Source organism: Rhodoferax sp., assembly GCF_023701345.1.
Taxonomy (GTDB): domain Bacteria; phylum Pseudomonadota; class Gammaproteobacteria; order Burkholderiales; family Burkholderiaceae_C; genus Rhodoferax.
In genome coordinates this window covers 12,978-39,500 of sequence record NZ_JAMPXE010000005.1, presented here as the reverse complement: position 1 = coordinate 39,500, position 26,523 = coordinate 12,978, and the positions used below count along the sequence as shown (strand labels likewise).

The 26,523-nt window shown below is 60.4% G+C and carries 25 protein-coding genes; 16 read left to right on the top strand and 9 right to left on the bottom strand.

Annotation, left to right across the window (positions count from 1 at the left end; translation table 11 throughout):
• Positions 1 to 70: 70 nt before the first annotated feature.
• Positions 71 to 820 (bottom strand): FadR/GntR family transcriptional regulator, encoded by a 750-nt coding sequence (locus NDI87_RS01650; RefSeq protein WP_296273059.1) that lies wholly within the window; start codon positions 818 to 820, stop codon positions 71 to 73.
• 308 nt (positions 821 to 1,128) lie between these two features.
• Here NDI87_RS01650 and NDI87_RS01645 point away from each other — a divergent pair, with 308 nt between their 5' ends.
• From NDI87_RS01645 to NDI87_RS01600, 10 genes are all read left to right on the top strand, one after another.
• Positions 1,129 to 2,109: a tripartite tricarboxylate transporter substrate binding protein gene (locus NDI87_RS01645; RefSeq protein WP_296273058.1), complete on the top strand. Its 981-nt coding sequence runs from the start codon at positions 1,129 to 1,131 to the stop codon at positions 2,107 to 2,109.
• 83 nt (positions 2,110 to 2,192) lie between these two features.
• Positions 2,193 to 2,666 (top strand): tripartite tricarboxylate transporter TctB family protein, encoded by a 474-nt coding sequence (locus NDI87_RS01640; protein ID WP_296273057.1) that lies wholly within the window; start codon positions 2,193 to 2,195, stop codon positions 2,664 to 2,666.
• Between the two features lie 13 nt (positions 2,667 to 2,679).
• On the top strand, positions 2,680 to 4,176 hold the full coding sequence (locus NDI87_RS01635; RefSeq protein WP_296273056.1) for a tripartite tricarboxylate transporter permease: 1,497 nt from the start codon (positions 2,680 to 2,682) through the stop codon (positions 4,174 to 4,176).
• A 143-nt stretch (positions 4,177 to 4,319) separates the two neighbouring features.
• Positions 4,320 to 5,459: a mandelate racemase/muconate lactonizing enzyme family protein gene (locus tag NDI87_RS01630; protein WP_296273055.1), complete on the top strand. Its 1,140-nt coding sequence runs from the start codon at positions 4,320 to 4,322 to the stop codon at positions 5,457 to 5,459.
• A gap of 39 nt (positions 5,460 to 5,498) precedes the next feature.
• The gene (locus NDI87_RS01625) at positions 5,499 to 6,764 is read left to right on the top strand and encodes a glucarate dehydratase family protein (protein WP_296273054.1); all 1,266 of its coding nucleotides are present in this window, start codon (positions 5,499 to 5,501) and stop codon (positions 6,762 to 6,764) included.
• A 3-nt stretch (positions 6,765 to 6,767) separates the two neighbouring features.
• Positions 6,768 to 8,345 (top strand): galactarate dehydratase, encoded by a 1,578-nt coding sequence (gene garD / locus NDI87_RS01620; RefSeq protein ID WP_296273053.1) that lies wholly within the window; start codon positions 6,768 to 6,770, stop codon positions 8,343 to 8,345.
• A gap of 37 nt (positions 8,346 to 8,382) precedes the next feature.
• Entirely contained in the window at positions 8,383 to 9,165 is a 783-nt protein-coding gene (gene garL / locus NDI87_RS01615; protein WP_296273052.1) for a 2-dehydro-3-deoxyglucarate aldolase, read from the top strand.
• A 24-nt stretch (positions 9,166 to 9,189) separates the two neighbouring features.
• Complete coding sequence (gene glxR / locus NDI87_RS01610; RefSeq protein ID WP_296273051.1) at positions 9,190 to 10,080, top strand: 2-hydroxy-3-oxopropionate reductase; 891 nt, start codon at positions 9,190 to 9,192, stop codon at positions 10,078 to 10,080.
• Positions 10,081 to 10,288: 208 nt separating this feature from the next.
• Positions 10,289 to 11,569: a glycerate kinase gene (locus NDI87_RS01605; protein ID WP_296273050.1), complete on the top strand. Its 1,281-nt coding sequence runs from the start codon at positions 10,289 to 10,291 to the stop codon at positions 11,567 to 11,569.
• Entirely contained in the window at positions 11,569 to 11,961 is a 393-nt protein-coding gene (locus NDI87_RS01600; protein WP_296273049.1) for a glutathione S-transferase N-terminal domain-containing protein, read from the top strand. The genes NDI87_RS01605 and NDI87_RS01600 overlap by 1 nt, the downstream gene beginning before the upstream one ends.
• A 27-nt stretch (positions 11,962 to 11,988) precedes the next feature.
• On the opposite strand, the gene NDI87_RS01595 is transcribed toward NDI87_RS01600, so the two are convergent.
• Positions 11,989 to 14,028: a transglycosylase domain-containing protein gene (locus tag NDI87_RS01595; protein WP_296273048.1), complete on the bottom strand. Its 2,040-nt coding sequence runs from the start codon at positions 14,026 to 14,028 to the stop codon at positions 11,989 to 11,991.
• 89 nt (positions 14,029 to 14,117) lie between these two features.
• Between NDI87_RS01595 and NDI87_RS01590 the strand changes: the two genes are divergently transcribed.
• Positions 14,118 to 15,239: an alkene reductase gene (locus NDI87_RS01590; RefSeq protein WP_296273047.1), complete on the top strand. Its 1,122-nt coding sequence runs from the start codon at positions 14,118 to 14,120 to the stop codon at positions 15,237 to 15,239.
• A gap of 14 nt (positions 15,240 to 15,253) precedes the next feature.
• Here NDI87_RS01590 and NDI87_RS01585 read toward each other — a convergent pair whose 3' ends face one another.
• From NDI87_RS01585 to NDI87_RS01560, 6 genes are all read right to left on the bottom strand, one after another.
• Positions 15,254 to 16,141 carry a D-hexose-6-phosphate mutarotase gene (locus NDI87_RS01585; RefSeq protein ID WP_296273046.1) on the bottom strand — a complete coding sequence of 296 codons (888 nt, stop codon included), beginning with the start codon at positions 16,139 to 16,141 and terminating at the stop codon, positions 15,254 to 15,256.
• A gap of 123 nt (positions 16,142 to 16,264) precedes the next feature.
• Positions 16,265 to 16,594 carry a rhodanese-like domain-containing protein gene (locus NDI87_RS01580; protein WP_296273045.1) on the bottom strand — a complete coding sequence of 110 codons (330 nt, stop codon included), beginning with the start codon at positions 16,592 to 16,594 and terminating at the stop codon, positions 16,265 to 16,267.
• Positions 16,595 to 16,608: 14 nt separating this feature from the next.
• Positions 16,609 to 17,577 carry a sugar kinase gene (locus NDI87_RS01575; RefSeq protein WP_296273044.1) on the bottom strand — a complete coding sequence of 323 codons (969 nt, stop codon included), beginning with the start codon at positions 17,575 to 17,577 and terminating at the stop codon, positions 16,609 to 16,611.
• A gap of 19 nt (positions 17,578 to 17,596) precedes the next feature.
• Positions 17,597 to 18,643 (bottom strand): L-idonate 5-dehydrogenase, encoded by a 1,047-nt coding sequence (locus tag NDI87_RS01570; RefSeq protein ID WP_296273043.1) that lies wholly within the window; start codon positions 18,641 to 18,643, stop codon positions 17,597 to 17,599.
• A gap of 80 nt (positions 18,644 to 18,723) precedes the next feature.
• Positions 18,724 to 19,932 (bottom strand): D-mannonate dehydratase ManD, encoded by a 1,209-nt coding sequence (gene manD / locus NDI87_RS01565; RefSeq protein WP_296273042.1) that lies wholly within the window; start codon positions 19,930 to 19,932, stop codon positions 18,724 to 18,726.
• A gap of 20 nt (positions 19,933 to 19,952) precedes the next feature.
• A complete protein-coding gene (locus NDI87_RS01560) occupies positions 19,953 to 20,711 on the bottom strand; it encodes a GntR family transcriptional regulator (protein WP_296273041.1) in 759 nt (252 codons plus the stop codon).
• Positions 20,712 to 21,064: 353 nt separating this feature from the next.
• Here NDI87_RS01560 and NDI87_RS01555 point away from each other — a divergent pair, with 353 nt between their 5' ends.
• From NDI87_RS01555 to NDI87_RS01540, 4 genes are all read left to right on the top strand, one after another.
• Positions 21,065 to 22,045: a TRAP transporter substrate-binding protein gene (locus NDI87_RS01555; RefSeq protein ID WP_296273040.1), complete on the top strand. Its 981-nt coding sequence runs from the start codon at positions 21,065 to 21,067 to the stop codon at positions 22,043 to 22,045.
• 81 nt (positions 22,046 to 22,126) lie between these two features.
• Positions 22,127 to 22,621 (top strand): TRAP transporter small permease, encoded by a 495-nt coding sequence (locus NDI87_RS01550; RefSeq protein ID WP_296273039.1) that lies wholly within the window; start codon positions 22,127 to 22,129, stop codon positions 22,619 to 22,621.
• An 8-nt stretch (positions 22,622 to 22,629) separates the two neighbouring features.
• Positions 22,630 to 23,916 (top strand): TRAP transporter large permease, encoded by a 1,287-nt coding sequence (locus NDI87_RS01545; protein ID WP_296273038.1) that lies wholly within the window; start codon positions 22,630 to 22,632, stop codon positions 23,914 to 23,916.
• A 131-nt stretch (positions 23,917 to 24,047) separates the two neighbouring features.
• Positions 24,048 to 25,529, top strand: coding sequence for a M20 family metallopeptidase (locus NDI87_RS01540; RefSeq protein ID WP_296273037.1), 1,482 nt, complete (start codon positions 24,048 to 24,050; stop codon positions 25,527 to 25,529).
• Positions 25,530 to 25,637: 108 nt separating this feature from the next.
• Here the strand turns inward: NDI87_RS01540 and NDI87_RS01535 are convergent, their stop codons facing one another.
• On the bottom strand, positions 25,638 to 26,060 hold the full coding sequence (locus NDI87_RS01535) for a hotdog fold thioesterase (protein ID WP_296273036.1): 423 nt from the start codon (positions 26,058 to 26,060) through the stop codon (positions 25,638 to 25,640).
• A 109-nt stretch (positions 26,061 to 26,169) separates the two neighbouring features.
• Between NDI87_RS01535 and NDI87_RS01530 the strand changes: the two genes are divergently transcribed.
• Positions 26,170 to 26,472, top strand: coding sequence for a single-stranded DNA-binding protein (locus tag NDI87_RS01530; RefSeq protein ID WP_296273035.1), 303 nt, complete (start codon positions 26,170 to 26,172; stop codon positions 26,470 to 26,472).
• Positions 26,473 to 26,523 lie beyond the last annotated feature (51 nt).

The following is a 26,523-nucleotide window of genomic DNA, read 5'->3' as shown; positions in this document are numbered from 1 at the left end:
AAATTCTGACTGAAGCCATCCGCACCTAGCGGCTGGCTTCTTTGCGTCAGCGGGAAGCCTCAAGTTGCAACTACTGCACTTGACTGAGCTGCGCACGGCGCAGCCGCTCTCGGCTGTTGCTCAGGTGGGTGCGCATGGCGGCGCGTGCGCCGTCCGAGTCGTGGTTGCGGATGGCGTTAAAAATGTTCTCATGATCACCGTGTGCCTGCAACAGGTATTTCAGCCGACCCTCCGGCGCGCTATTGGACGTATCAATCCGGGTGCGCGGGATGATCACGGTGCCCAGGTAGGTCATCAGATCGGCAAAATGCCGGTTGCCGGTTGCGCGCGACACCTCCATATGAAAGGCATAGTCCGACGATACAGCTTCAGAATCTAGCTCAATCGCATCAGCAAACCCCTTCAGCGCGGCCTCCATGGCGGCCAGATTGGCGTCGGTGCGGCGTTGTGCGGCCAAGCCGGCGGCCTCGGTTTCCAGGCTGATGCGCAGTTCCAGCAAGGCAATCACATCGGCCAGGGTCGAGAAGTCGCAGCCCGAAATCTTGAAGTTGCTGGTGTCAGGCAGGCTCAAAGCAAAGGTGCCAATGCCGTGGCGTGTCTCCACCAAGCCGCTGGCTTGCAGCTTGGACAGGGCCTCGCGCACCACGGTGCGGCTGACCTCAAAGCGGGCCATGATTTCCGACTCGGTGGGCAACTTGTCGCCGGGCTTGATCACACCGTCCCGAATGCTGGCCGTCAGGCTGTTGACGATTTCCTGCACCAGCCCACGCGGCCGCCGCTGACGGGTTGCTGGTGCACTAGGGGTTTTCCATGATTCCATAAAAAAACTGTTGACTCGCTGATTGAAGAGGATCACAATTTAACTCATCAGACAACATACAACTGATAAGTTAAAGTTGAATGAACTGTAAAGCGTCAGAACTATTTAGTCCAGTGATCGGAAAAATATCCTTAAATGAGCGAGACATGACTCTAAAAGTGCAACACATCCTGCTCTTCATCGCCGCCGCCTGGGTGGCTGAGGGTTTCTAATCTCGCTACACCTGGCTGCTGTCTGACGCGCTGTTTTCCCCTGTACCTTCCCCTTTCTTTCCCCTGCTATCAATCCGTTTTATCAAGGAGATCATCATGAAGTTTCGTAGAACATTCCTCGCCGCTGCCGTGGCTGCTGTCGGTCTGACCACCGCTCTCACCAGCGCATTTGCTACTGAAGCGACCAAATGGCCCACCCGGCCGGTGCAAGTGTTCGTGCCTGCCGGCGCAGGGGGCGACACCGACTTCAACGCCCGCCAGATGGCACGTTATTTTGAAAAGGTCACTGGAAAACCGATGGTGGTGACCAACGTTAATGGCGGCGGCGGCACCATAGGCATGGCTCAGGTCAGGGACGCAAAACCCGATGGCAATACGATCCTGTTTGCCCATACCGGTATCATGATCGCCACTGAGGTTTCGGGACTAACGGATTCAAGCTACGATTCATTCGACATCTCGTGCATCCCTGCAGTGGATAAGGGCACGGTCCTCGTGTCCGGCAAAGCATCCGGCCTGAAGTCGGTCGCAGATGTCGTGGCCAAGGCCAAGGCCAGCCCTGGCAAAGTCATCTACGGGACCGAGATGGGCAACTTCTCGCATCTGCAGGGTCTAATCTTTGCCAAGAAAACAGGCATCGACCTAAAGTTTGTCGACTCCGGGACGGTCTCAGACAAGATTCCAGCGTTGCTGGGTGGCCGGATGGACTTTTCGTCGATCTCGTACGGTTCGGTACAGGACTACGGCAAAACTGGTGACATGAACATGATCGCGCAGTACAGCGGTGTGGCGAACCCGCTGATTCCCGGTGTCAAAACCTTTAAGGAACAGGGCGTGAGCTTCGACATGGACAAGCCCTACATCTTCGCGTTCCCCAAGGGCACTGACCCGGCCATCGTCCAGAAAATGGCGGAAATCGCCAAGAAGATCACCGAGATGCCCGAATACGCCAAGGCGTTGCAAGACGGCTTCAAGCAGCCCGTGAGCTTTTATGACACCAACGCAGCCAAGGTGTTGCTGCAACAGACCCGTACTGAATACATGCAGTACAAAGATCTGCTGCGTCAGAAGAAGTAAGCAAGGTCAATTGTTGCTATCGAAAAGGCGTGCCTTGGCACGCCTTTTCCGAAGGCCTCCATCACTTGTCAAAAGGATTCACCATGGGTAATAGAAAGAAGCAGGAGTACGCCGTTGGCGCGTTCTTCCTCCTGGTTGGTCTCGGGTACCTGTACCTGACCACGGCCATACCACGCAAGCAGTTCATCGACGCGGCTTTTGTACCGTACGTGCTGGCCAGCGTGATGTGCCTGCTGGGCGTGCTGCAACTGCGCGGTGCCGCCAAACTGGCTGACAGTGCCACGCAAATTTCTGACAGTGCTGACTACCGCACAGTCTGGAAAACGCTGGGGCTGATCGTCGCTTATGCAGCGTTTCTGCAACCGGTGGGTTTCCCGATCATGACGGTGGTTTATCTGATTGCCCAGTTCGTTGTACTCACGCCACCAGACCAGAAGGTCAGCCTCCCCAAGTACGCGGCCATTGCCGTGGTGACCTCGGTGGTGGTTTATGCCACCTTCCGCTATGCGTTTGACATGATTTTGCCGGTCGGACCGCTGTCTAGCTTCATCGAATAAGAGGAGTCATCTCATGTTGCCTTTATTCCAGCAGGGGATGGAAGCCATCTTCACCTTCCAGATTCTCGGGCTGATCTTTTTCGGCACCGTGGTGGGCATTATTTTTGGTGCCATCCCCGGGTTGACTGCCACCATGGCAGTGGCCCTTTTTCTACCCATCACCTACACGTTGGGCGCCACTGCAGGCATTGCACTGCTCGTGGCCTTGTACATTGGTGGCGTTTCGGGCGGGTTGATTTCAGCCATCTTGCTCAAGATTCCAGGCACACCGGCCTCTGTTGCCACCGTTTTTGACGGTGGCCCCATGATGGAAAAGGGCGAAGGGGCCAAGGCGCTCGGTGTTGGCATTTTTTACTCGTTTGTCGGCACCATGCTGAGCATCGTTGCGCTGATCTTCATCGCACCCACTCTGGCCAAAATCGCACTGGCGTTTGGCCCGCACGAGTACTTTGCGATCGCCATTTTTTCGCTGACGCTGATCGTGTCGCTGGCCACCGGCTCAATGGTCAAAGGCCTGTTTTCCGGCTTGCTGGGGTTCGCGTTTTCAACGGTGGGTATTGCACCGGTGGATGCGGTTCAACGCTTTACCTTGGGCCTGACCGAGCTCAATGGCGGATTTGACATCCTGCCGGTGTTGATTGGCCTGTTTGCCATTTCCGAGATCATCAAGGTGGCTGAAGAGGTCAAGACTGAAACGCATGTCAGCATCAGCATCGTCAAGCTCAAGGGCTTCGGGTTTTCCATCAAGGAGTTTTTCGAGCAGGGCTGGAACATGATCCGCTCCGCCTTGATCGGCACCGGCATCGGCATTCTGCCGGGCATCGGTTCTGGCACCTCCAACATCGTGTCCTACATGGTGGCCAAGAAGCAGTCCAAGCATCCAGAGAAGTTTGGTACTGGCGTCATTGACGGCATCGTCGCGTCGGAGACTGCGGCGTGTTCCTCAGTAGGTGGTGCCATGATTCCGCTGTTGACACTCGGCATCCCGGGCGACACCGTCACGGCGATGCTGCTGGGCGGCTTCATGATCCACGGCATCCAGCCCGGGCCGTTGCTGTTTATCTCGCAAGGGCCGTTGGTGTACTCCATCTTCATCGCCATGGTGGTGTCGGCGTTCATCATGCTTTTTGCCGAGCTCTACGGCGTGCGTGTCTTCGTCAAGTTGCTGGATATTCCCAAACACATCCTGTTGCCGATCATCCTGGTGCTTTGCTTCGTGGGCGCCTTCGGTCTGGGCAACCGTATTTTTGACGTGGGTGTGATCGTGTTCTTCGGCTTGCTGGGCTACGGTTTTGTGAAGTTTGGTGTCCCGCAGACCCCCTTCATCATCGGCCTGATCCTGGGACCCATGGCGGAGACCAACCTGCGCCGCGGCCTGATGCTGTCAGACAACAACTTTATGGACTTTTTGACGAAACCGATTGCGGGCACCTTTCTCGGCTTGGCCGCGGCCTCGGTTGTCTGGCATGTGGTTCAGGCGCATCGTGCGAAGCCTGCGGCAAAGGTTTGAACCCTTTCTGCTTTTGAACAACCCGCTGCACCCAACAGTCGGGTTTGACCTTCAGCCAATGTGATGCCCACTAACTAAATACATTTTACATTGGCCATGCCACTCAACGATTTTCTTTTCTTCAAATCAACTTCAACACGATCATGACTTCAACAGTTGCACCGCGTATCGTTCACATAGATGTTTCGTCCACCTATCTTCCTTTGGCCCAGCCCATCAGCGATGCCAAAGTGCTCACTGGTCGTCAAAAGCCGATGACTGAAGTGGTCATGCTCTTCGTCGAAGTAACAACCGAAGACGGCCAGCAAGGGCTGGGCATGAGTTACTCGAAACGGGCTGGTGGCCCGGGACAATTCGCCCATGCCCGGGAAATCGCACCCACGCTGCTTGGCGAGGATGCAAGTGATATCGGCCGACTGTGGGACAAACTTTGCTGGGCTGGTGCCTCAGTCGGACGCAGTGGTATGTCTACTCAGGCAATCGGTGCATTTGATGTTGCATTGTGGGACCTCAAAGCGCGGCGGGCTAGCCTGCCATTGGCCAAACTGCTTGGCGCTTATAGGGACTCTGTCCCTTGTTACAACACGTCCGGCGGGTTTTTGCACACCCCCACGGAGCAACTCCTGATCAATGCGTCAGCATCGTTGGCGCGTGGAATTGGCGGCATCAAACTGAAGGTGGGCCAGCCCGATCGGGCGCTGGACGTGCGGCGTTTGGAAGCGGTGAGGAAACATTTAGGTGATGCGGCATCAATCATGGTTGATGCCAACCAGCAATGGGATCGGCCTACAGCTCAGCGTATGTGCCGCATTTTCGAGCAGTTCAATTTGGTGTGGATCGAGGAACCATTGGATGCCTACGATCACGAAGGTCACGCCGCGCTTGCCCTCCAGTTCGACACACCCATTGCCACCGGAGAAATGCTCACCAGTGCTGCCGAGCACGGCGAACTGATACGCCATCGCGCTGCCGACTACCTTATGCCGGATGCGCCCCGTGTTGGTGGCATTACCCCATACCTCAAGGTGGCGGCCCAAGCCGACCAAGCTGGCCTGTTGGTTGCACCGCATTTTGCTATGGAGCTGCACATCCACTTGGCTGCCGCCTATCCCCGTGAAGGCTGGGTAGAGCATTTCGATTGGCTGGAGCCGTTGTTTAACGAACGCATCGAAATTGCCGGTGGTCGGATGCTTGTACCCAATCGACCCGGGCTGGGTCTGAGCTTAAGCGAACAGGCACGCAAATGGACGCGCGAGCATGTCAGTTTTGATGTCAAGGTTTAAACACATGTACGTGACTGCTTGTCAGTTCATTGACCCATCATGAAAATCACCGCTGTCCGTGTGACCCCGATTGCCATCAAAGACCCTGCCCTGCTCAACGCTGCAGGTGTGCACGAGCCCTTTGGCCTGCGTTCCATCATTGAGGTCGTCGGCGCCAACGGCCTGGTGGGCCTGGGCGAAACCTATGGCGACGCGCCGGTGCTCGACCTGCTGACGCGCACCGCGCCGAGTCTGGTCGGCCTGTCGGCTTTCGATGTCAACGGCATGCTGGCGCGTGTGGCGGCCCATGCACCGAAGATTTCCACCGGCCATGTCGAAATGGAACTGGCCCCAGGTTCCCTGGCCAGCAACCTGGTGACCAGCGCGTTCTCGGCGTTTGAGGTGGCGTTCATGGACCTGCAGGCGCGCACCATCGGCATCCCGCTGGTGGAGTTGCTCGGCGGTGCGGTGCGCAACAAGGTGTCGTATTCGGCCTACCTGTTCTACAAGTGGGACGCCTCGGTGGACCCCGAATACGCGCCTGACGTCTATGGCGAGGCGGTGAATGCCGAGCAGATCGTGAAACAGGCCAAACAGATGATCGACCAGTACGGTTTTGAGAGCATCAAGCTCAAGGCCGGTGTGTTCGAGCCCGACGAAGAAGCCGATGCGGTGCTGGCCCTGCGCGTCGCCTTCCCGAAGCACCAGTTGCGCATCGACCCGAACAGCAACTGGTCGATGGCAACCAGCTTGCGCATTGCCAAAAAGCTCGACGGGGTGCTGGAGTATTACGAAGACCCGACCCCCACGCTGGAGGGCATGGCCGAGCTGCACAAGGCCACTGGCCTGCCGCTGGCCACCAACATGGTGGTGACCAACTGGGCTGAGCTGAAACGCGCGATTGAACTCAACTCGGTGCAGATCTTGCTGTCAGACCACCATTTCTGGGGCGGCCTGCGCGCCACCCAGGCGCTGGCGCGCACCTGCCAGACCTTTGGCCTGGGCCTGTCGATGCACTCCAATTCCCACCTGGGCATCAGCCTGATGGCGATGACCCATCTGGCCGCCTCGGTGCACCACCTGAGCTACGCCTGTGACACGCATTACCCCTGGCAGCAGGACGAGGTGCTGGTGGGTGGCCGCGTGCCGATAGTGGGTGGCTGTGTGCACCTGACTGACAAACCCGGCCTGGGTGTCGAGCTGGACCAGGACAAGCTGGCCGAGTTACATGAAGCCTTCAAGGTGTGCCGCATCCGCACCCGCAACGACGTGGTGCAGATGCAGCGTTTCCGGCCCGACTGGACACAAATCAAACCGAGGTTCTGAGCCATGAGCAGCGCGAATTTTTTCATCAAAATGCACTCGGCAGATAACGTGGCCATCGTGGTCAACGATGGCGGCTTGCCTACGGGCGCGGTGTTTGCCAACGGTTTGAAGCTGGTGCAGGCGGTACCGCAGGGCCACAAGGTTGCCCTCGTCGATTTGCCCCAGGGCAGCGTGGTGCGCCGCTATAACGTGACCATTGGCACGGCGCTGAAAAATTTGCCCGCCGGCAGCTGGGTCAATGAGGCGGTGCTGGACATGCCGGCCGCGCGTTCACTCGATGATTTGCCGCAAGCCACCCAAGCGGCGCCGGAATTGCCCACTTTGGACGGCTACACCTTTGAGGGCTACCGCAACGCCGACGGCTCGGTTGGCACACGCAATATCCTGGCCATCACCACCACCGTGCAATGTGTCTCGGGTGTGGTTGAGATGGCGGTGAAACGTATCAAGACCGAACTGCTTCCCAAGTATCCGAACGTGGACGACGTGGTGGGGCTGGAGCATGCATATGGCTGCGGCGTGGCGATTGACGCGCCCGACGCCATCATCCCGATCCGCACCCTGCGCAACATCAGCCTGAACCCCAACTTTGGTGGTGAGCTCATGGTAGTCAGCCTGGGCTGCGAAAAGCTGCAGCCCGAGCGCTTGTTGCCACCGGGTTCGCTCGCCATCCGGGACGAACGCAGCGCGGGCAATGCACCCGCTGAACTCGACGTGGTCTGTCTCCAGTCCGACAAGCATGTCGGCTTCATGTCGATGATTGATTCGATCATGCAAACCGCCGTGCGTCATCTGGAGCGGCTCAACGCGAGAAAGCGTGAAACCGTCCCCGCCAGTGCCCTGGTCGTGGGCGTGCAGTGCGGCGGCAGCGACGCGTTTTCGGGTGTCACCGCCAACCCGGCCGTTGGTTTCTGTGCCGACCTGCTGGTGCGCGCCGGCGCCACCGTGATGTTTTCCGAAGTGACCGAAGTGCGTGACGGCATTGACCAGCTCACCGCCCGCGCCAGCAGCCCGGCGGTGGCGCAGGCCATGATCCGCGAGATGGCCTGGTATGACGCCTACCTGGCCAAGGGCAGCGCCGACCGCAGCGCCAACACCACGCCCGGCAACAAAAAGGGCGGCTTGTCCAATATTGTCGAAAAAGCCATGGGCTCGATCGTCAAGTCAGGCAGCGCCGCCATTTCCGGCGTGTTGTCCCCCGGGGAGAGCCTGCGGCAAAAAGGCATCCGCAGCGGCCTGGTCTATGCCGCGACCCCCGCCAGCGACTTTGTTTGTGGCACGCTGCAACTGGCTGCCGGCATGAACCTGCATGTGTTCACCACCGGCCGCGGCACACCATACGGGCTGGCCGAATGCCCTGTCATCAAGGTCGCCACGCGCAGTGACCTGGCACGGCGCTGGCACGACCTGATGGACGTCAACGCCGGCCGTATTGCCGACGGCAGCGCCAGCATCGAAGAGCTGGGCTGGGAACTGTTCCAACTGATGCTCGATGTCGCCAGCGGCCGCAAAAAGACCTGGGCCGAGCACTGGCAGCTGCACAACGCGCTGGTGCTGTTCAACCCGGCGCCGATCACCTGATGGCCATGACCTCCAACTCCAACCACTCCATATCACCATGACAAACCCGACTCCTTACCAATCCTTCCCCAACAGTTTCAAGCGTGACCTGCAGGCGGGCAAAAAGCTCATCGGCTGCTGGTCGTCGCTGTCCAACGCCATTACCACCGAGGTGCTGGGCGTGGCCGGTTTTGACTGGATCCTGCTCGACGGCGAGCATTCGCCCAACGACATGAGCACCTACATTCCGCAACTGATGGCGCTCAAGGACAGCGCCAGTGCGCCGGTGGTGCGACCGTCGACTAATAACGCAGTGGAAATCAAGCGCCTGCTCGACGCCGGCTTCTACAACTTTCTGGTGCCCTTTGTCGAAAGCGTCGATGAGGCACAAAGGGCCGTGGCTGCCACCCGTTACCCGCCGCAGGGCATGCGTGGCGTGTCGGTGTCGCAGCGCAGCAACCGCTACGGCACGGTGGCCGACTACTTCAAGGGCGCCAACGAGCAGATGTGTGTGATGGTGCAGATCGAGAGCATCGCCGGGGTTGCTGCGGCCCGGGACATCGCGGCGCTGGACGGCGTGGATTGCCTGTTTGTCGGTCCTTCCGATCTCGCCGCCGGCCTGGGTCATCTGGGCAACGCCAGCCACCCCGACGTGCAGGCGGCCATTGCGTCCGTCTTTGTGGCAGCACAAGCCGTTGGCAAACCGGCCGGCATCCTGGCGCCGGTGGAGGCTGACGCACGCCGCTACATGGCCATGGGCGCGAGCTTGGTGGCGGTGGGCAGCGACCTGGGCGTGTTTCGCGCCGGCACGCAAGCCCTGTGCGACAAATACCGCGTTTGATTTTTTAAACAACAGGAGTAAACAATGAGTAAATTAGGATTTATCGGCCTGGGCATCATGGGCAAACCGATGGCCGACCACCTGATCAAGGCCGGCCATGAGCTTTTTATGACAACCTTGGGCGCGGTTCCCGCCGAGTTGACTGCTGCGGGCGGCGTGGCCTGCGCCTCGGCCCAGGAGGTAACGCAGCGCGCCGACATCATTTTCCTGATGTTGCCTGATACACCCGACGTGGCCAAGGTACTGTTTGGCGACCACGGCGTGGCCAGTGGTTTGACTGCGGGCAAGACCGTGGTCGACATGAGCTCGATCTCGCCGATGGACACCAAGGTCTTTGCCCAAAAGGTCAATGCGTTGGGTTGCGATTACCTGGATGCACCGGTGTCCGGTGGCGAGGTTGGCGCCAAGGCGGCCAGCCTGACCATCATGGTTGGCGGTCCGCAGGCCGCGTTTGACCTGGTCAAGCCCCTGTTTGAACTGATGGGCAAGAACATCACCCTGGTCGGTGGCAATGGCGACGGCCAGACCTGCAAGGTGGCGAACCAGATCATCGTGGCGCTGAACATTGCCGCCGTCGGCGAAGCCCTGCTGTTTGCCAGCAAGGCCGGGGCTGACCCGGCCAAGGTGCGCCAGGCGCTGATGGGTGGTTTTGCCTCCAGCCGCATTCTTGAAGTACATGGCGAGCGCATGATCAAACGCACCTTCGATCCGGGTTTTCGCATCAAGCTGCACCAGAAAGACCTCGGCCTGGCGCTGCAGGGCGCGCGTGAACTGGGTCTGGCATTGCCACAAACCGCCGGCGCCGCGCAGTTGATGCAGGTTTGCGCTGCCAACGGCATGGCGGAGCTGGACCATTCGGCGCTGGTGCGAGCCCTTGAGCTGATGGGCAACCATGAGGTGGCGAGCGCCAAGTAAGAAAGCCGGACTTTCCCGATCCCGTCATCGCGCTGCGCTTTCCATGAACACCGAGTTTTGGTTTGTTGTGGGGTCGAATTTATTCGACCATGGCGGACTGAAGTCCGCCCCACAGGGTTCAAGGTCCGTGTGCGGTGTCGGGCCGGGTACGGCAGGCTCGCAATGACAAGCTGCACAATCCGGCTATCTGCTTTTTTGAAAATTGCTCATGACCGATCTCAACGCCAACCTCCCTGATCCCCGCGCCTTGCTGCGCAGCCTGTTTGATGCGGCCGTCGCAGCCGCCCAGCCTGCGCTGTGCCTGACGCCGCATTTGCCAGCGCCGCCCAAGGGCCGCACCATTGTGATCGGTGCCGGCAAGGCGTCGGCGGCCATGGCGCTGGCGCTCGAAGCCCATTGGCCGGGGCCGCTCGAAGGCCTGGTGGTGACGCGCTACGGCTACCAGCAACCCTGTCAGCGCATCGAAATTGTGCAGGCGGCGCACCCGGTGCCCGACGCCGCCGGCCTGGCGGCCTCACAGCGAATCGCCGCATTGGTGACAGGTTTGACGGCGGATGACCTGGTGATTGCACTGATCTCCGGCGGCGGTTCCTCGCTGCTGGTGGCACCAGGCGTTGGCCTGACGCTGGCCGACAAGCAGGCGGTGAACACCGCGCTGCTGGCCAGTGGCGCCACCATTTCCGAGATGAACTGCGTGCGCCGCCACCTGTCCAGCCTCAAGGGCGGCCGCCTGGGCGCCCTGTGCCACCCGGCGCAGTTGCTCACGCTGCTGATTTCCGATGTGCCGGGTGATGCCCCGATGGACATTGCCTCGGGCCCCACCGTGACCGATGCCACCACCTGCGCCGAGGCGCTGGACATCATTGCGCGCTACCGTATTGAGGTTCCGGCAGCGGTGCGGGCGCTGCTGGAAAGTGGTCGTGGCGAAACCGTCAAGCCCGGTGATGCGCGCCTGCAAAATAGTGAGGTGCGCATGATCACGGCACCGCAAATCGCGCTGGAAGCGGCCGCCCAAGTGGCCCGCGCGGCCGGCATCACACCCTGCATTCTGGGCGACAGCCTGGAGGGCGAGGCGCGCGACGTGGCCAAGGTACTGGCCGGCATCACCCGCCAGGTGGCACTGCACGGCCAGCCGTTCCAGCGGCCGTGTGTGCTGCTCAGCGGCGGCGAAACCACGGTCACGATGCGGGGCACCGGCCGGGGCGGCCGCAACGTGGAATTTCTGCTGGCCCTGGCGGTGGCGCTGGGCGACCTCGACGGCGTGCACGCGCTGGCGGGAGACACTGACGGTGTGGACGGTATTGAAGAAATTGCCGGCGCCCTGCTCACCCCGGACACCATCGCCCGGGCCTGGGCACAAGGCATGAATCCGCGCAGTTTTCTGGACAACAATGACGCCCACAGCTTTTTCCAGGCGCTGGGCGACTCGGTGCTGACCGGCCCGACGCTGACCAATGTCAACGATTTTCGGGCGATTATGATCACCTGATGAAATTCATTATCAGAAGCTTTTTCAGAACCCTGCGCATCGTGCTTGGCCCCTTCATGCGTTTGTGGGAGTTTGCCTCCCGGCCCAAAGGGGTGGTGCGTGCGCCCGAGCTGCAGCAGGCCGTCAACCAGCAGTGTCAGAGCCTGGTGCTGTACCAGTTCACCACCTGCCCGTTTTGCATCAAGGTGCGCCAGGAAATGCGGCGCCTGTCCTTGCCCATTGAACGCCGCGACGCGCAGCACCATCAGCACAACCGTGACGCGCTGCTCCAGGGCGCTGGCACCGTCAAGGTGCCCTGCCTCAGGATCACCGACGCCAGCGGTCAAAGCCGGTGGCTGGTCGAGTCAGGGGCCATCATCAGCTACCTGCAGGGGCGTTTTGCCGCGGCTTGAGCCAGCAGGGCAGGCATTGCCGAGGCATCAATCCCGCAACAACTGCAACAGGCTGTCCATGGCGTTGTTCACGATGTCCGTGACCGGGTTGTCCGGCAGCAATGGTTCTGGCGGCGGGGCTGGCCGGGGGCGCGGGATGTCGAATTCGACTTGTCGATCAAGCCAGCGGTTGCGAAACGCCTGCTGAAACACCTCGCCCACCATCGGCAAGGCGCTGCGCGCGCCCTGGCCCCATGATCCCATCGTGACGCTGTTGTCGTTGAAGCCGACGCGGGCCCCCGCCACCAGTTGGGGGTTCATCATGATGAACCAGCCGTCGGTGTTGTCTTGCGTGGTGCCGGTTTTGCCGGCCACGTCGGCCTGGATGCCATAGCGGTAGCGAATCGCCGATCCGGTGCCTTCATCGATCACGCCGCGCATCACATTCACCAGGGTCAGCGCCTGCGCGCGTGGCATGGCCGGTTCGCGTTCGGCAACAGAAGCAAACTGTTCCAGCAGTTGGCCATTGCGGTCCTCCACGCGCAGCACCAGATTGGGCGCAAAGTAGTTGCCACCGTTGGCAATGGTGCCGTAGGCGGCGACCATCTCGAGCAGCGTGACCGGGCTGGTGCCCAGGGCCAGCGAGGGCACCAGGTCCAGCTTGCTCTGGCGCACGCCCATGGCTTGTGCCAACTGGCCAACGCGCTCCGGCCCCACTTGTTGCATCAACTGGGCGGTGATGGTGTTTTTGGAATAAACCAGTCCGTTGCGCAGACTGGTGGGCTGGTAGCTGGGCGGTGTGGCATCGCTGGGGGTCCACACTTCGCTGCCCGGCGACGAGATCGCCACCGGCTGGTCCATGAACGTGTCCGACGGGTTGAAGCCCTGCATGAAGGCCGCGCCATACACAAAGGGCTTGAAGGTCGAGCCGGGCTGGCGCCGCGCCTGGCTCACATGGTCAAACTGCTCCTGGGCAAAGTCGCGGCTGCCGACCCACGCCCGTACCGCGCCATTGCGCGGGTCCAGCGCCAGAAAGCCGGCCTGCAGCACGACGGGCTCCTGCCCGGCCTTGCGCCGACTGTCAGCCAGGGTCTGCAGGTAGGTCAACTGGCGTGTCAACGCCTGGTTGGCTGCTTTCTGCAGCCTGGCGTCCAGCGTGGTGTAGACCTTCAGGCCGTCGGCCTGAAGGTCGAAATCACGGCGATCAGCCCAGTCGATCAGCCACTTGCGCAGGTGCTGGGCCATGTGCGGTGCCGGCCCCGGGGCTTCAACCTGGCGCTCGAAATCGAGCCGTAGCGGCCGTTTGGACAAGGTCTTGACCTGGGCAGGTTCCAGCTTGCCGTTTTTGGCCATCTGCTCCAGCACCAGGTTGCGGCGTTGTTTGGCGCGCTCGGGGTTTTGCACCGGGTTGTAATAACTCGTGCCCTTGAGCATGCCGATCAGCGTGGCACTTTCCAGCACGTCGAGCTGGTCGGCCGAGGTGTCAAAGTAGGTGCGCGCCGCCATCTCGATGCCGAAGGCGTTGTAGAGAAAAGGCACGGTGTTGAGGTAGGTCTCAAGGATTTCGTCCTTGGAATACACCGACTCGATCTTCAGCGCCGTGATGGCTTCCTTGAGCTTGCGCGTGAGGGTGGCTGCGCGGCCGATTTCTTCGGGGAAGAGGTTGCGCGCCAGCTGCTGGGTGATGGTTGAGCCGCCTTGCAGTTCGCCTGACAGGGTGCTGAGCGCCGCGCCCGCCAGCCGGCGCAAGTCAATGCCGTGGTGTTCGTAAAAGCGGCGGTCTTCGGTGGCGATCAGGGCGTTCACCACGTTGGGTGAGATATTGTCGAGCGTGACCCACTGGCGGTTGATGCGCTTGTACTCGGCCAGCACGCTGCCGTCGGTTGCCAGCAGCACCGAGGGGGCTTCTGATTTGGCCTTGCGCAGGTCGCCAATGCCGGGCGTGAACGGAACCAGCAGCAACACATAAAGCAGCAGCAGCGCAGGCAATGCCAAAGCCGCCCGCACGGGGTATCGCCTGATGGCAGCCGTGAGGCGATGAAATTGCGCAAGGGTAAACGTGGTGACGCGTTGCAGGTCCGGAATCATGCGCGGAGTTTAAGGCCCGGACCGGCGCTTGAGGCCTTTGCGAGCAGCCTTTAAACTGCAGACCGTAGCAAAACCAATCTGGAGTCTTTATGCCACACCGTACCGCCACCCTGTTTGACCCCGTGCATGCCGGGGATCTGGCGCTGGCCAACCGCATCGTGATGGCCCCCCTGACGCGCAACCGCGCCCCCGATGCCACCCCCAACGCCCTGATGGTGCAGTATTACACCCAGCGCGCCAGCGCCGGGCTCCTCATCACCGAGGCCACCGCCATCAGCCAGCAAGGCCAGGGTTACGCCGATGTGCCCGGTTTGTATGCCGAGGAACAGGTTGAGGCCTGGAAAGACGTGACGCGCAGCGTGCATGCGGCCGGCGGCAAAATCGTCTGCCAGCTCTGGCATGTGGGCCGTGTCTCGCACACCAGCTTGCAGCCGCATGGCGGCCAGCCGGTGGCGCCGTCGGCGATCACCGCCAAAACCAAAACCGTGCTGCTCCAGGATGGCGTGCCGGTTTTTGTCGAAACCTCGGCGCCGCGTGCGCTGCAAGCCTACGAATTGCCCGACATCGTGCACACCTACGTGGCTGCCGCGCGCAATGCGATCCATACCGCCGGTTTTGACGGGGTTGAAATCCACGCCGCCAATGGCTACCTGCTGGACCAGTTCCTCAAAAGCGGCTCCAACCAGCGCCGCGACGACTTTGGTGGCAGCATCGAAAACCGTGCCCGTTTCCTGCTCGAAGTGATGCAGGCCGTGACCAGCGCCGTGGGCGCCGGCCGCGTCGGCATTCGCCTGTCGCCGGTGACGCCGGCCAACGACGCGTTCGATCCCGACCCGCAACCCCTGTTTGACTACGTGGTGCGCGAACTGGCCGCGTTTGGGCTGGCTTATGTGCACATCATTGAAGGCGCCACCGGCGGCCCGCGCGAGCTGGCTGACCGCCCGTTTGACTACACCGGCCTGCGCCGTGCCTACCGCGCCGCCGCTGGCAAAGGCGCCTGGATGGTCAACAACGGTCTGGACAAAGGCATGGCGCAACAAGTCATCGCGGATGGGGCTGATCTGGTGGCTTTTGGCCGTCCCTTCATCGCCAACCCCGACCTGGTCGAGCGCCTGCGCAAAGGCAAGCCCCTGGCTGAGAGCGACCGCGGCACCTGGTACGGCGGTGGTGCCAAGGGTTATACCGATTACCCCACGCTCAAAAACGCCTGAACCCGGGGGCCGTATCAGTCAACGGCGAAGCGGGCGCTCAAAGCATGCGACTGGCCAGGTGCCAGGGTGACCTGGTCCGGCCCGGCGTTGCAGGTTTCCACGCACAGCATCTGCTGGTACTCACCCGCTGCCATGTCGGTAAATACTTTGTCGCGCCAGGGATTCCACACCACCGTGGAACTGCTGCCGCTTTTGCTGACCCGAATGTTGCGCTGTGTTGCCCGGTCTTCGATCACACAGTCGGCTGTGGTGTCGACATAAATGCGGTCGGTCTCGCCGGTGAAGTCGACCGCCCCTGCTTGCCTGGCCTGGGCAAAGTTTTGCACCTTGTCGAGGTAATCACAGCCGTCGAGCCCCTGCACCACAGTCTGCTGGATGTCTGCCACGCAAAAGTAGGTGTGCAGTGCATCGGTCAGGGTGATGGGCTGGTCGCCGGTGTTGCGGCTGATGAGGCTCATGCTCAGGGTGGTGCCGATGGTCAACACCAGTTCCACATCGAAGGCATGGTCCCACAACGCGCGGGTGTCGGCGTCGTCCTGCAGGCCCAGGCGCAACACCACCTGCCCGGCCGCATCCGTGGAGGCCGCACGCACCTGCCACGGCCGGGTGCGCACAAAACCATGCATCGGCAGGCCCTCACGCGCGCCAAACCAGGGCCAGCACACCGGCACGCCGCCGCGCACCGGCTGGCCGGGCTCAAACACCGCGGCTTGTGATACCCAGATGACCGGCTGCGCCCCCGCCGGTTGCCACGCCAACAATTGCGCACCGTGCAGAGCCACGCGTGCACTGGCCAGGGGGGTCTGTATTTCAGCCTCGGGCAAACCGGCGCGGCCCTGCACAAAATGCAGCGCGCCAGTCAGGCCGAAGCGGCGGTTGAGGGTGTCGATGGGCTGGTTCAAGGTGAAATCTCCTGAGGTGTCGATTGGTGATTGTCTCCGAGTTGCAGCGATGCCTTGCATAGGGGACAGGTCGGGACCTGGTTTGGTCGACGCGAATTCTCCAACCGGCCGGAACCTCAGGATCTAGACGATCTTGCGCTGCAAGGTGGATGCCACGGCCTCGGCGGTACCACCATTGATCACTTTCACGTACCGCTGAAGCTTCAAGAATTGCGAGGCGTGCACTGATCGCACCCCTGAATGGCAATAAACAATCACTTGCCGTCCCCTGTCAGGCACCAGCTTGGCGTAGTTTTTGCCAAACTTGTCCATGGGAAGGTTCAAGGCACCGTCGACGTGACCCGAGGCAAATTCGCCAGGCGTTCGAACGTCGATGATCAAAGCGTTATCGTCATAGGCGGGCGCTTGCTGCTGCGCCGCTTTGTCAGTAAAAAACTTGCTTAGCCAATTCATGGTGAACTTGCGCGTTAAACGGGAGCTAAAACTGATCCCATGACTTCAGCCAGCTGCGCTTGGTCAGGCAAGCCGTCGCAATCGCCGGGAAACTGCACCACCCGTGCGCCGATGGCGTTGCCACGCCGGGCCGCCTCATGCAGTGACAGGCCCTCCAGCAAGCCACTGATCACGCCGACCGCAAAGCCGTCGCCGGCACCCACGGTGTCGACGATTTTTTCCACCGGCAAGCCGGGGACGGTGGCGCAGCCGTCCCGGCTGGCGATGTAGGCGCCGTCGGCCCCCAGTTTGACGACCACCTGGGAGGCCCCTTGCGTGAGATAAAAATCAGCAATGCCTTGGGCTGTTTTTTCACCTGTCAACAATTGCCCCTCGACCAAACCAGGCAAGACCAGATCTGAACAGGCCGCCAGATGGTTCATGCATGCGATCATCTCCTTTTGCGAAGCCCACAAGCGCGGTCTCAGGTTGGGATCAAAAGAAACGCTTCGTTTTTCATGGCGCGCCTGGATGGCCATTTCGGTCACCAGTTCCTTGACGCCGCCAGACAAGGCCGGGCTGATGCCCGTGAGGTGGAGGTGCCGTGAAGCCGCGCAGTAGGCTTCAGGGTGATCTGCCGCACACAAATGGCTGGCGGCGGAATTGCTGCGAAAGTATTCGATGCGCGGGTCACTGCCGTCCAGTTCGAGCGACTTCAGCATGAACCCTGTCGGATGTTCAAGGTCAATACGCACGTGACTCCGGTCAATGCCTTGCGCGTCCATGAACTCCAGCAGGTGTTCACCAAAGCTGTCGGCGCCGACACGGCTGACGTAGCCAACGCGCAAACCCAGCCGACTCAGACCGACGGCCACATTGAGTTCTGCGCCCGCTGTGGCGCGGCTGAAGTCATGCACCTGGGACAAGGCGCCGGGCTGTCGGGCCATGAACAAGGCCATGGCCTCGCCCACGGTCACGACATCGAGAACGGAAGGGTTTTTCATGAGGCGCTTCCGGTGGCTGTCAGTCAGCGAAACTCAACTGCACTTTCATTTGCGTTGAGCGGTCGCGGGCAATTGTCAAGGCTTCGGCCACCTGCTCCATCGGCAGGGTCTTGGTGATCACTGGCTTGACGTCGATGCGTTGCTCACGGATCATGCTGGCTGCCACCGCGTACTCGTGGTGGAAACGGTGCGAGCCGACCAGCCGGATTTCCTTGCCCACCAGCGCATTGACCGGGATGTCAGCACTGCCAGTCACACCCACCTGGACAATCGTGCCACGCGGACGGACCACCGGGAAGGCCTGCTTGAGGACCGCGCCCACACCCGTGCACTCAAACACCACGTCGAAATAACCCTTGTTGGCCGAGTAGTCCGCCATCAGGCGATCGGGCTCCAGCGCGGCATTGATGGCCACCTGGGCGCCCATGGCCAGCGCGGTCTTGAGCGGGGCTTCCGAGATGTCCAGGGCGACAATTTCACTGGCACCGGCCACGCGGACGGCGCCAATCAGCAAGGCTCCAATCGGCCCGGCGCCGGTCACCAGCACGCGCTTGCCCACCAGGTTGCCGGCCTGATTGACCGCGTGTACACCAACTGCCAGCGGTTCGGTGCAGGCGGCTTCACCCAGCGACACCTTGTCACCCATGGGCTCGCACTGGTATTCCTCGGCAATCAGCCGGTCGCGAAAACCACCGTGGGTGTGGGGCGTGCGCATGGCGCTGCCAAAAAACTGCATCTCCAGGCAGTGTTGCTGCTCACCGTCCAGGCAGAACTTGCACTTGCCGCAGGGGCGACTCGGGCAGACCGCAATGCGGTCACCAGGGCGCACCCGGGTGACGTTGGCGCCAACCGCCTCGACCACGCCGGCCACCTCGTGGCCCATGGTGATGGGCTCGGTGACGCGGATGGTGCCGATGCCACCTTCCCAGTAATAGTGGATGTCGGAGCCGCAGATGCCCCCGGCGCCGATACGCACCAGAACCTGTTGCGGGCCCATCTCGCCGATCTCATAAGTTTCAATTCGGACATCTTCCTGGGCGTGAAGAACACAAGCGCGTGTTTGCATATCAATTCCTTTGGTTCAAAGTTGGCTGGATCTTGGCCCACACCCTGTCATCGACGGCAATGCCGGTGGGCTGGCTGGCATCACCAATTCCACATGGCGCCATCGGTTAGTCGGGCGACTGGCAGGTAGGCGCGCTCGTAGGGGTACTTGGCAGCCAGTTCTTCATCGATATCGACGCCGAGCCCGGGGACTTCGTCCATCACCAGGTAGCCGTCTTCAAAGCGGTAGTTATGCGGAAACACCTCGTCGGTCAGTGGCGTGTGCGGCATCAGTTCCTGAATGCCGAAGTTGGGTGCCCACAGGCCGAAATTGACGGCCGCCGCCATGCAAACCGGCGACAGATCGGTGGCACCATGAAAACCGGTGCGCACCTGGTACATGGCGGCAAAATCGGCAATGCGTCGCACATGGGTGATGCCGCCGGCATGTACGATGGTGGCGCGGATATAGTCAATCAGCTGCTCTTCGATTAGCGCCTTGCAGTCCCAGATCGAGTTAAAAACCTCGCCCACCGCCAGTGGTGTGGTGGTGTGTTGGCGGATCAGCCGGAAGGCTTCCTGATTTTCTGCGGGCGTGGCATCTTCCAGCCAGAACAACTTGTATGGCTCCAACTCCTTGCCAAGGCGGGCGGCTTCGATCGGGGTGAGCCGGTGGTGGGCATCGTGCAGCAAATGGGGCTCAAAACCGACGGCTTCGCGCACTTTGCGAAACAGCTCCGGTGTATGGTGCAGGTAAAGCGAGGTGTCCCAGGGTTCTTCCGGTGGCAGCCCCTTTTCTGCGGGTTCGTAAAAACCCTTGGTCTTGCCGACGCCGTAGGTTTTAGCCAGGCCCGGCACGCCCGATTGGACGCGTATCGCCTTGAAACCTTCTTCGATGTGCTTTTGCACCGCCTCCACCGACTCGCTGTGGTCGCGCCCGTTGGCATGTCCGTAGACCATCAGGCCATTGCGGCTTTTGCCCCCCAATAGCTGGTAGACCGGCATGCCGGCCAGCTTGCCCTTGATGTCCCACAGCGCCATGTCGATACCGGCTATGGCCGTCATCGTCACCGGTCCCCGGCGCCAGTAGGCACCGCGATACAGGTATTGCCAGATGTCTTCAATGTTGCGGGGATCGCGTCCGATCAGGCAGGGGACGACATGCTCCTCAAGATAGGCCTTGACTGCCAGCTCACGCCCGTTGAGTGTGGCGTCGCCCAATCCGTACAAGCCTTCGTCCGTGAAAACCTTGACCGTGATGAAATTTCTGCCAGGGCAGGTGACGATGATTTGAATGCGTTCGATTTTCAAGATGCAGTCCTTGGATGTCGTTAATCGACAAAGTAGCTTTCAGGGGCTTGTTGTCTTAGCGCGGCCAGATGCTCGCTGATATGGTTGATATGCATGGAGACGCTGGCGCCCAGGCCTGCCACGTCGCGCGCCGCCATCTGGGCCAGCATTTGTTCGTGTTCACGCAGGGCACGTTCAGCGTGACCACTGACCTGACCCGCCAGCAACCAGCGCACGCGGTCAAACTGACGCTTCATGGGCTCCAGCATGGGCCAGACATGGTCACGCCCGGCAAATTCGAACAGGCGCCGGTGCATGAGCTCATCGAGTTCACAAAAAAGATCCATTTGACCGTCGGCGACAGCGCGGCGCTGTTGCTCCAAAAGGCGGCCAAATTCGGCAATTTGCTCCGGCGTGATGGTTTGAGCCAGATGGACATGGTTCGCGCACTCGAGGGTGCTGCGAACAAAGCGCCCCTCTTCAATCAGCGACAAACGCACGGGCGCCACGATGGTGCCAACCTGCCGGTAAATCAACACCAATTGCTCTTCGGCGAGTTGCGCCAGCGCCTCTCTCACGGGGGTGCGACTGACGTTGATGATCGACGCAATGGTGGCTTCTGAAAGCGCCGTGCGCGGCGGAATTTTGCCCCGCAGGATGGCCTGCTGCAGGGCATCATGAACCTGCGCCGTGTACGAACGCTGCGTATCGAGCTTGAACCCGTCAAGCGCGTCGACCAGCACGCTGTCAGGCGCAACGGGGTCGCTTTTGCTTTTGCGGGTCGAATTTCGGGTCAGCATGTCAGAGGGTTGAGTTGAATTTTCCAGCATGTTACACCATGGTAGTGTGTTAATAAATAGAGAAAATATAGGGGTAAACCCCGATGCATTGCGTATTTTTTGCCGATTAACATCCGTTCGTCACAAATAACACACCATGGCACCATGGTAGTTGTAGAAAAAAGGATCGAATCTCGGAGTTGGTGGTTCCAGCTTACCTTGAAATCGGCTGCAACGGATGAGGCAAGGCGCTGGTGATCAGCCATTCCGGCTGACTTCGCTGCGGAATTATTTTGAGCATGTTGGATGCGCTGGATGTGTTTGTACGGCCACAGAAAAACCGTTGTTTCATTAACTTTTAATCAGGAGAAAAAATGTTTTCATTGAACAAAAATTTGGTTCGCGCCGTCACACTGAGCGCTGCGGCCTTGGCCTGTTCCAGCGTGCTGCACGCGGCTGACGTCACGCTGAAGCTGGGGCATATTGCCAACGAAGAGAATTCCTGGCACAAGGCGGCGCTCAAGTTCGCCGACGAAGTCAAGACGCTGACAAACGGCAAAGTGGAAGTCAAGGTCTTCCCCAATGACTCGCTGGGCAAGGAAATGGACTTGATCAATGGCATGCAATTAGGCACTGCCGACATGACCATCACAGGTGAATCATTGCAAAACTGGGCACCCAAAGCCGCCCTGTTGGCCATCCCCTACGCTTTCAAGGACATGGCTGAAATGGACAAGGCCGTGAATGGCCCGCTGGGCGCAGAGATCAAGAAAGAAGTTGCCGAGCGCGCCAAGGTGATCGCCTTGGCCTACTTTGCGCGCGGCCCGCGCAACCTGACCTCGAAAACCCCCGTCAAGTCAGTGAATGACGTGAAGGGCCTGAAGATGCGGGTGCCCAATGTGCCGGTATTCATGCAATTCTGGCGCGGCGTGGGTGCACAACCGACACCCATGGCGTTCGGTGAAGTGTTTACCTCACTGCAAACCGGTGTCATTGACGCACAGGAAAACCCGCTGGCGCTGATCAAGTCGGCCAGCTTCTTTGAAGTCCAAAAATATGTCAATCGCACCGAGCACGTCCGTTCATGGATCTATCTGGCGATTGGTGAAAAGTCCTTCAACAAGCTCAACGCCGAGCAGAAGAAAGCCGTTCAGGAAGCGGCCCAGCGTGCCCAGGTTTATGAGCGCACCCTGATGCTGGCTGACGAACAGAAACTGGAAGCCGAGCTCAAGGCCAAAGGCATGACCTTTGTTGAAACCGACCAGACCGGCTTTGCCAAGAAGGCCAAAGAAGCCGTGCTGGCCGCGGCCAAGGAAGAAATCAAGCCAATTATCCAGCAGCTGTACGCCGACTAAGCGCTAGCGTGTCACTGGCCCGACATGCCGCTGGCAGGTCGGGCAGGTTGACATCGTTCTGCCTCAACTGAAAGAAATGAAATGCCCATAGCGATGAAAAAATTGGAGCAACTGATCAAGGCGGCCATCTTTGTGGTCTTTGCCTTCATGATCGTGGCCGTCATGGTTCAGGTGTTCGGCCGCACCTTCATGGCGCAACCCCCGCTTTGGACTGAAGAAGGGTCACGCGTCGCCTTGCTCTACATCGTGGGTTTGGGTGTGGGCGCCTCGGTGCTCACGGGCGACCTGGTCAATGTGGACCTGGCGTTGATGTTGATGCCCAAGTCGGTGCGCCGATTTTGCGAACTGGTCTCGGCGGCGCTGGTTTCCCTGTTTGGCTTCTTTCTGGTGCCTGGGGCCTGGGAGTTCACGGTGTCTGGCGCCATGCAAACCTCACCCACGCTTGAGACACCGATGCAATACATCTTTGGCGCCATGCTGCTGTTTGCGCTGCTGCTTGGCGTCTTTGGCCTGGTCAAATTTATTCAGATTCTTGTTGCCGTCCCTGGCCAAGAATTGACTTCCCCCACACACTGAGGTCTGACATGGGCATTGCTATTTTGTTTGGTACCTTCATCCTGTGTCTGGTCATCGGTGTGCCGGTGGCCATCTGCCTTGGGGTGTCGTCGGCCGCGTATCTGGTTTTTTATGCCGACATACCCCTGGTGGTTTTCTCACAAAAAATATTTTCCGGCGTGGATTCATTTGTCCTGCTGTGCATCCCGGGTTTCATCATGGCAGGCAGCCTGATGAACGGTGGCGGCATTACCGACCGCATCATCCGCTTCGCCAGTGCCGGCGTGGGCTGGGTCCGTGGTGGACTGGGCCTGACCAACGTGGCTGGGTCCATGTTGTTTGCCGGCATTTCCGGAACGGCCGTTGCTGAAGCGGCCTCCATTGGCGCCGTCATGATCCCGGGCATGAAGAAAGCAGGCTACCCGGTCAGCTTCGCCGCTGCCATTACGGCTGCCGCATCGACCGTCGGACCCATCATCCCGCCCAGTGTGCCGATGATCATTGTGGGTGCACTGAGCGGCGTCTCGGTGGGTCGCATGTTCATGGCGGGTGCGATCCCAGGCATCATGCTTGGTCTGGGCATGATGCTCGTCTGTTACATCATCGCGGTGAAAAAAAATTACCCGCGGCAGCCCTGGAAAGGCTGGAAGGAGTTGTGGCATTCGTTCCTGGGGGCGTTCTGGGCCCTGATGTTGACCGCCTTGATCATCGGTGGCCTGCTCAGTGGCGTGGTCACGCCGACTGAGACCGCCATCCTGGCTTGTGTTTATGCTTTTGTGATCGGGGTCTACATTTACAAGGGCATCACCTTGCGCGATGTGCCGAAAATCATGATCGACAGCGCCATCACGTCTGCCGCGCTGTTGGCACTGGTGGGCGTTGCGAATGTGTTTGGCTGGATCATGGCCAACGAGGAAATTCCGCAAACCATCGCCAAGACCATGCTCTCCATCAGCACCAACAAATATGTGATCATCCTGCTGATCAATATTCTGCTGTTGATCGTGGGCATGTTCATGGAAACCATCGCCGCGTTGATCATTCTGTTCCCACCCTTGCTCGCGGTCGCGGTTGGCGTCGGCATCGACCCGATCCATTTTGCAACCTTTGCCGTCTTGAACTTGATGATCGGCCTGACGACGCCGCCGGTCGGTATTTGTCTGTTTGTGTGTGCAAATATCGCCAAAACGCCACTTTCTTCCGTGATCAAGGAAATCATGCCGTTTTTGGCGGGCAACATTCTGGTACTTTTGCTGGTGTCGTTTATTCCGCAGTTATCGCTCTGGTTGCCCAATCTGCTGTTTGGTGCCCGATAAATGCGCGGCGTCGGTTCTTCAAAGCGTCGCCAGAAACCGTGAGCACAGCTTCATTGGGCATTCCACATCAATGCCCGGCGAGTCATGGCATGATCTGACTTTCGTTTCACGCAGAACGCAAGGACTCCCCAATGAACGCACGCATCGCACCCGCGCTTCTAAACTCCGTCCAAGCCCTGACCCAGGTCAGTCAGGCCTGGGACACCGACCTGGTGGCGCAGCTCACCAACTACATCGCGATTCCCGCCAAATCGCCCATGTTTGACGCCGACTGGGCCCAGCATGGCCTGATTGATACCGTGGTGCAGAACGCCTTTGCGTGGGTGCAGGCGCAAAAGGTGGCGGGCCTGACGCTGGAGATCATTCGCCTGCCGGGACGCACGCCGGTGCTGTTTTTTGAGGTGGCGGCCTCCACCGGCAACAACAACCAGGCGGTGTCTGATCAGACCGTTCTGATGTATGGCCACCTCGACAAACAGCCCGAATTCACCGGCTGGCGCTCTGACCTGGGGCCGTGGACGCCCAAATATGAAGACGGCAAACTGTATGGCCGCGGCGGTGCCGATGATGGTTACGCCATTTATGCTGCCATCACCGCCATTCAGGCACTCAAAACCCAGCAAGCTGCGCACCCGCGCATTGTCGGCCTGGTGGAAACCTGTGAAGAAAGCGGCTCTTATGACCTGCTGCCCTACATTGACGCGCTACGCCAGCGGCTGGGTGATGTGGGTCTGGTGATTTGCCTGGATTCGGGCGCCGGCAACTACGACCAGCTGTGGATGACCAACAGCCTGCGCGGCAATGTGACGGGCGTGCTGAAGGTCGAGGTGCTGACAGAGGGCGTGCATTCGGGTGACGCCAGCGGCCTGGTGCCTTCGAGTTTTCGCATCCTGCGCCATCTGCTGGACCGGCTAGAAGACAGCGCCAGCGGCCGTTTGTTGCCCGCCAGTTTCCATTGCGAGGTGCCCGCTGACCGTCTGAACCAGGCCAAAGCCACGGCGGCTATATTGGGCGAGGCGCTGTACAAGCGCTTCCCCTGGGCACACGCCGACTGCGGCGGCAGCAGCCAGACCATGCTACCCACCACCAGCGACCCGTTGCAAGCCCTGCTGGCGCGCACCTGGACACCCACTTTGAGCGTGACCGGGGCCGACGGCCTGCCCGAACTCAAGAACGCCGGCAATGTGCTGCGCCCTTACACCGCCTTCAAGCTGTCCTTGCGCCTGCCGCCCCTGGTGGATGCGGCCAGCGCCGTGGCCGAGCTCAAGACGCTGCTGGAAGACAACGCGCCCTACCAGGCCAAGGTCACGTTCGAAGGCGGCGCCGGCGCCACCGGCTGGAACGCACCCAGCACCGCGCCCTGGTTCGAGCAGGCGCTGCAACGCGCTTCACAAGACTATTTTGGCGCGCCCTGCGGCTATATTGGCCAGGGCGGCACCATCCCGCTCATGAACATGCTGTCGATTGGCTTTCCCAAGGCGCAGATGATGGTCTGCGGCGTGCTCGGTCCCAAGAGCAACGCCCACGGCCCCAATGAATTCCTGCATGTGCCCTATGCCAAAAAGCTCACTGCGGCGGTGGCGCAGGTGATTGCGGCAGCGGCGCTGGCATGATTAGGACAGCATCTGAGTAGAAGGCTGTCATTGCGAGCGAAGCGCGGCAATCCATGACTTTCTGACGGCATGGACTGCCGCGCTGCGCTCGCAGTGACGGGTTCACTTTCAGCGCGGCGCCAGCACCGCCATGGTGATGCGCGACACGCAGGTCAATTCACCGGCGTCGTTGACCATGTCAATTTGCCAGACCTGGGTGGTGCGGCCAATGTGCACGGCACGGGTGGTGCCTGTCACCCAGCCACTGGTGGCGCTGCGCAGGTGGTTGGCGTTGATGTCGAGCCCCACGGCACGATAACCCGCAGGACAGGCATAGTTGGCGGCCACCGAACCCAGCGTTTCGGCCAGCACCACGCTGACCCCGCCATGCAGCAGGCCAAACGGTTGCCGGGTGCGCGCATCGACCGGCACCCGGGCGCGGATGAAGTCGTCGCCCACTTCCAGAAATTCAATCCCCAAATGACTGACCGCCGTGTCCAGGCTGGTACGGGTCAGTTCGGCCACAGAAACAGGCTGTTGCCACACGCGCATACACCACTCCAAAAAAAGAAAACAAGCCTGCACTATAGCCATCGCCGCAAGCGTCCCTGCGCCTGCGGCTACCATGCAAGCCTGTATTGAATGCCTCAGGAGCACACGAATGATTGACGGATTGATTGCCGGCCGCTTGATCGGCGACCCGGAGCGACGCCAGGGCAAGGGCGACAGCAGCTTTGTGGTGGCGCGGGTGCGCGCGCAGAGCAGCGAGGGTGAGCACCTGATGGTGAACCTGATTGCCTTTGATGAGGCGCCCTGTGCCGTGCTGATGGCGCTGCGTGACGGCGACTCGCTGGCCGCCGCCGGCCACCTGAACCCCAAGGTCTGGACCGACAAGCAGGGCAACACCAAGCCCGCGCTGGACCTGGTGGCGCACCGGGTGCTCAGCACCGAGCCGGGGTTTTAACGTCAAAGAACGCGAAAATGGCACCAGCATTTAGGATGGTCATTCGTTGAC

What these genes read in the sequence shown, in the direction of transcription:
- garL (WP_296273052.1), top strand. Translation starts at nt 8,383, where the DNA reads ATGACAAACCCGACTCCTTACCAATCCTTCCCCAACAGTTTCAAGCGT.
- NDI87_RS01535 (WP_296273036.1), bottom strand. Translation starts at nt 26,060, where the DNA reads ATGCGCGTGTGGCAACAGCCTGTTTCTGTGGCCGAACTGACCCGTACC.
- NDI87_RS01640 (WP_296273057.1), top strand. Translation starts at nt 2,193, where the DNA reads ATGGGTAATAGAAAGAAGCAGGAGTACGCCGTTGGCGCGTTCTTCCTC.
- NDI87_RS01530 (WP_296273035.1), top strand. Translation starts at nt 26,170, where the DNA reads ATGATTGACGGATTGATTGCCGGCCGCTTGATCGGCGACCCGGAGCGA.
- NDI87_RS01540 (WP_296273037.1), top strand. Translation starts at nt 24,048, where the DNA reads ATGAACGCACGCATCGCACCCGCGCTTCTAAACTCCGTCCAAGCCCTG.
- NDI87_RS01635 (WP_296273056.1), top strand. Translation starts at nt 2,680, where the DNA reads ATGTTGCCTTTATTCCAGCAGGGGATGGAAGCCATCTTCACCTTCCAG.
- NDI87_RS01595 (WP_296273048.1), bottom strand. Translation starts at nt 14,028, where the DNA reads ATGATTCCGGACCTGCAACGCGTCACCACGTTTACCCTTGCGCAATTT.
- NDI87_RS01555 (WP_296273040.1), top strand. Translation starts at nt 21,065, where the DNA reads ATGTTTTCATTGAACAAAAATTTGGTTCGCGCCGTCACACTGAGCGCT.
- NDI87_RS01570 (WP_296273043.1), bottom strand. Translation starts at nt 18,643, where the DNA reads ATGCAAACACGCGCTTGTGTTCTTCACGCCCAGGAAGATGTCCGAATT.
- glxR (WP_296273051.1), top strand. Translation starts at nt 9,190, where the DNA reads ATGAGTAAATTAGGATTTATCGGCCTGGGCATCATGGGCAAACCGATG.
- NDI87_RS01600 (WP_296273049.1), top strand. Translation starts at nt 11,569, where the DNA reads ATGAAATTCATTATCAGAAGCTTTTTCAGAACCCTGCGCATCGTGCTT.
- NDI87_RS01560 (WP_296273041.1), bottom strand. Translation starts at nt 20,711, where the DNA reads ATGCTGACCCGAAATTCGACCCGCAAAAGCAAAAGCGACCCCGTTGCG.
- NDI87_RS01605 (WP_296273050.1), top strand. Translation starts at nt 10,289, where the DNA reads ATGACCGATCTCAACGCCAACCTCCCTGATCCCCGCGCCTTGCTGCGC.
- NDI87_RS01645 (WP_296273058.1), top strand. Translation starts at nt 1,129, where the DNA reads ATGAAGTTTCGTAGAACATTCCTCGCCGCTGCCGTGGCTGCTGTCGGT.
- NDI87_RS01550 (WP_296273039.1), top strand. Translation starts at nt 22,127, where the DNA reads ATGCCCATAGCGATGAAAAAATTGGAGCAACTGATCAAGGCGGCCATC.
- NDI87_RS01580 (WP_296273045.1), bottom strand. Translation starts at nt 16,594, where the DNA reads ATGAATTGGCTAAGCAAGTTTTTTACTGACAAAGCGGCGCAGCAGCAA.
- NDI87_RS01575 (WP_296273044.1), bottom strand. Translation starts at nt 17,577, where the DNA reads ATGAAAAACCCTTCCGTTCTCGATGTCGTGACCGTGGGCGAGGCCATG.
- NDI87_RS01625 (WP_296273054.1), top strand. Translation starts at nt 5,499, where the DNA reads ATGAAAATCACCGCTGTCCGTGTGACCCCGATTGCCATCAAAGACCCT.
- NDI87_RS01650 (WP_296273059.1), bottom strand. Translation starts at nt 820, where the DNA reads ATGGAATCATGGAAAACCCCTAGTGCACCAGCAACCCGTCAGCGGCGG.
- NDI87_RS01630 (WP_296273055.1), top strand. Translation starts at nt 4,320, where the DNA reads ATGACTTCAACAGTTGCACCGCGTATCGTTCACATAGATGTTTCGTCC.
- garD (WP_296273053.1), top strand. Translation starts at nt 6,768, where the DNA reads ATGAGCAGCGCGAATTTTTTCATCAAAATGCACTCGGCAGATAACGTG.
- NDI87_RS01545 (WP_296273038.1), top strand. Translation starts at nt 22,630, where the DNA reads ATGGGCATTGCTATTTTGTTTGGTACCTTCATCCTGTGTCTGGTCATC.
- NDI87_RS01590 (WP_296273047.1), top strand. Translation starts at nt 14,118, where the DNA reads ATGCCACACCGTACCGCCACCCTGTTTGACCCCGTGCATGCCGGGGAT.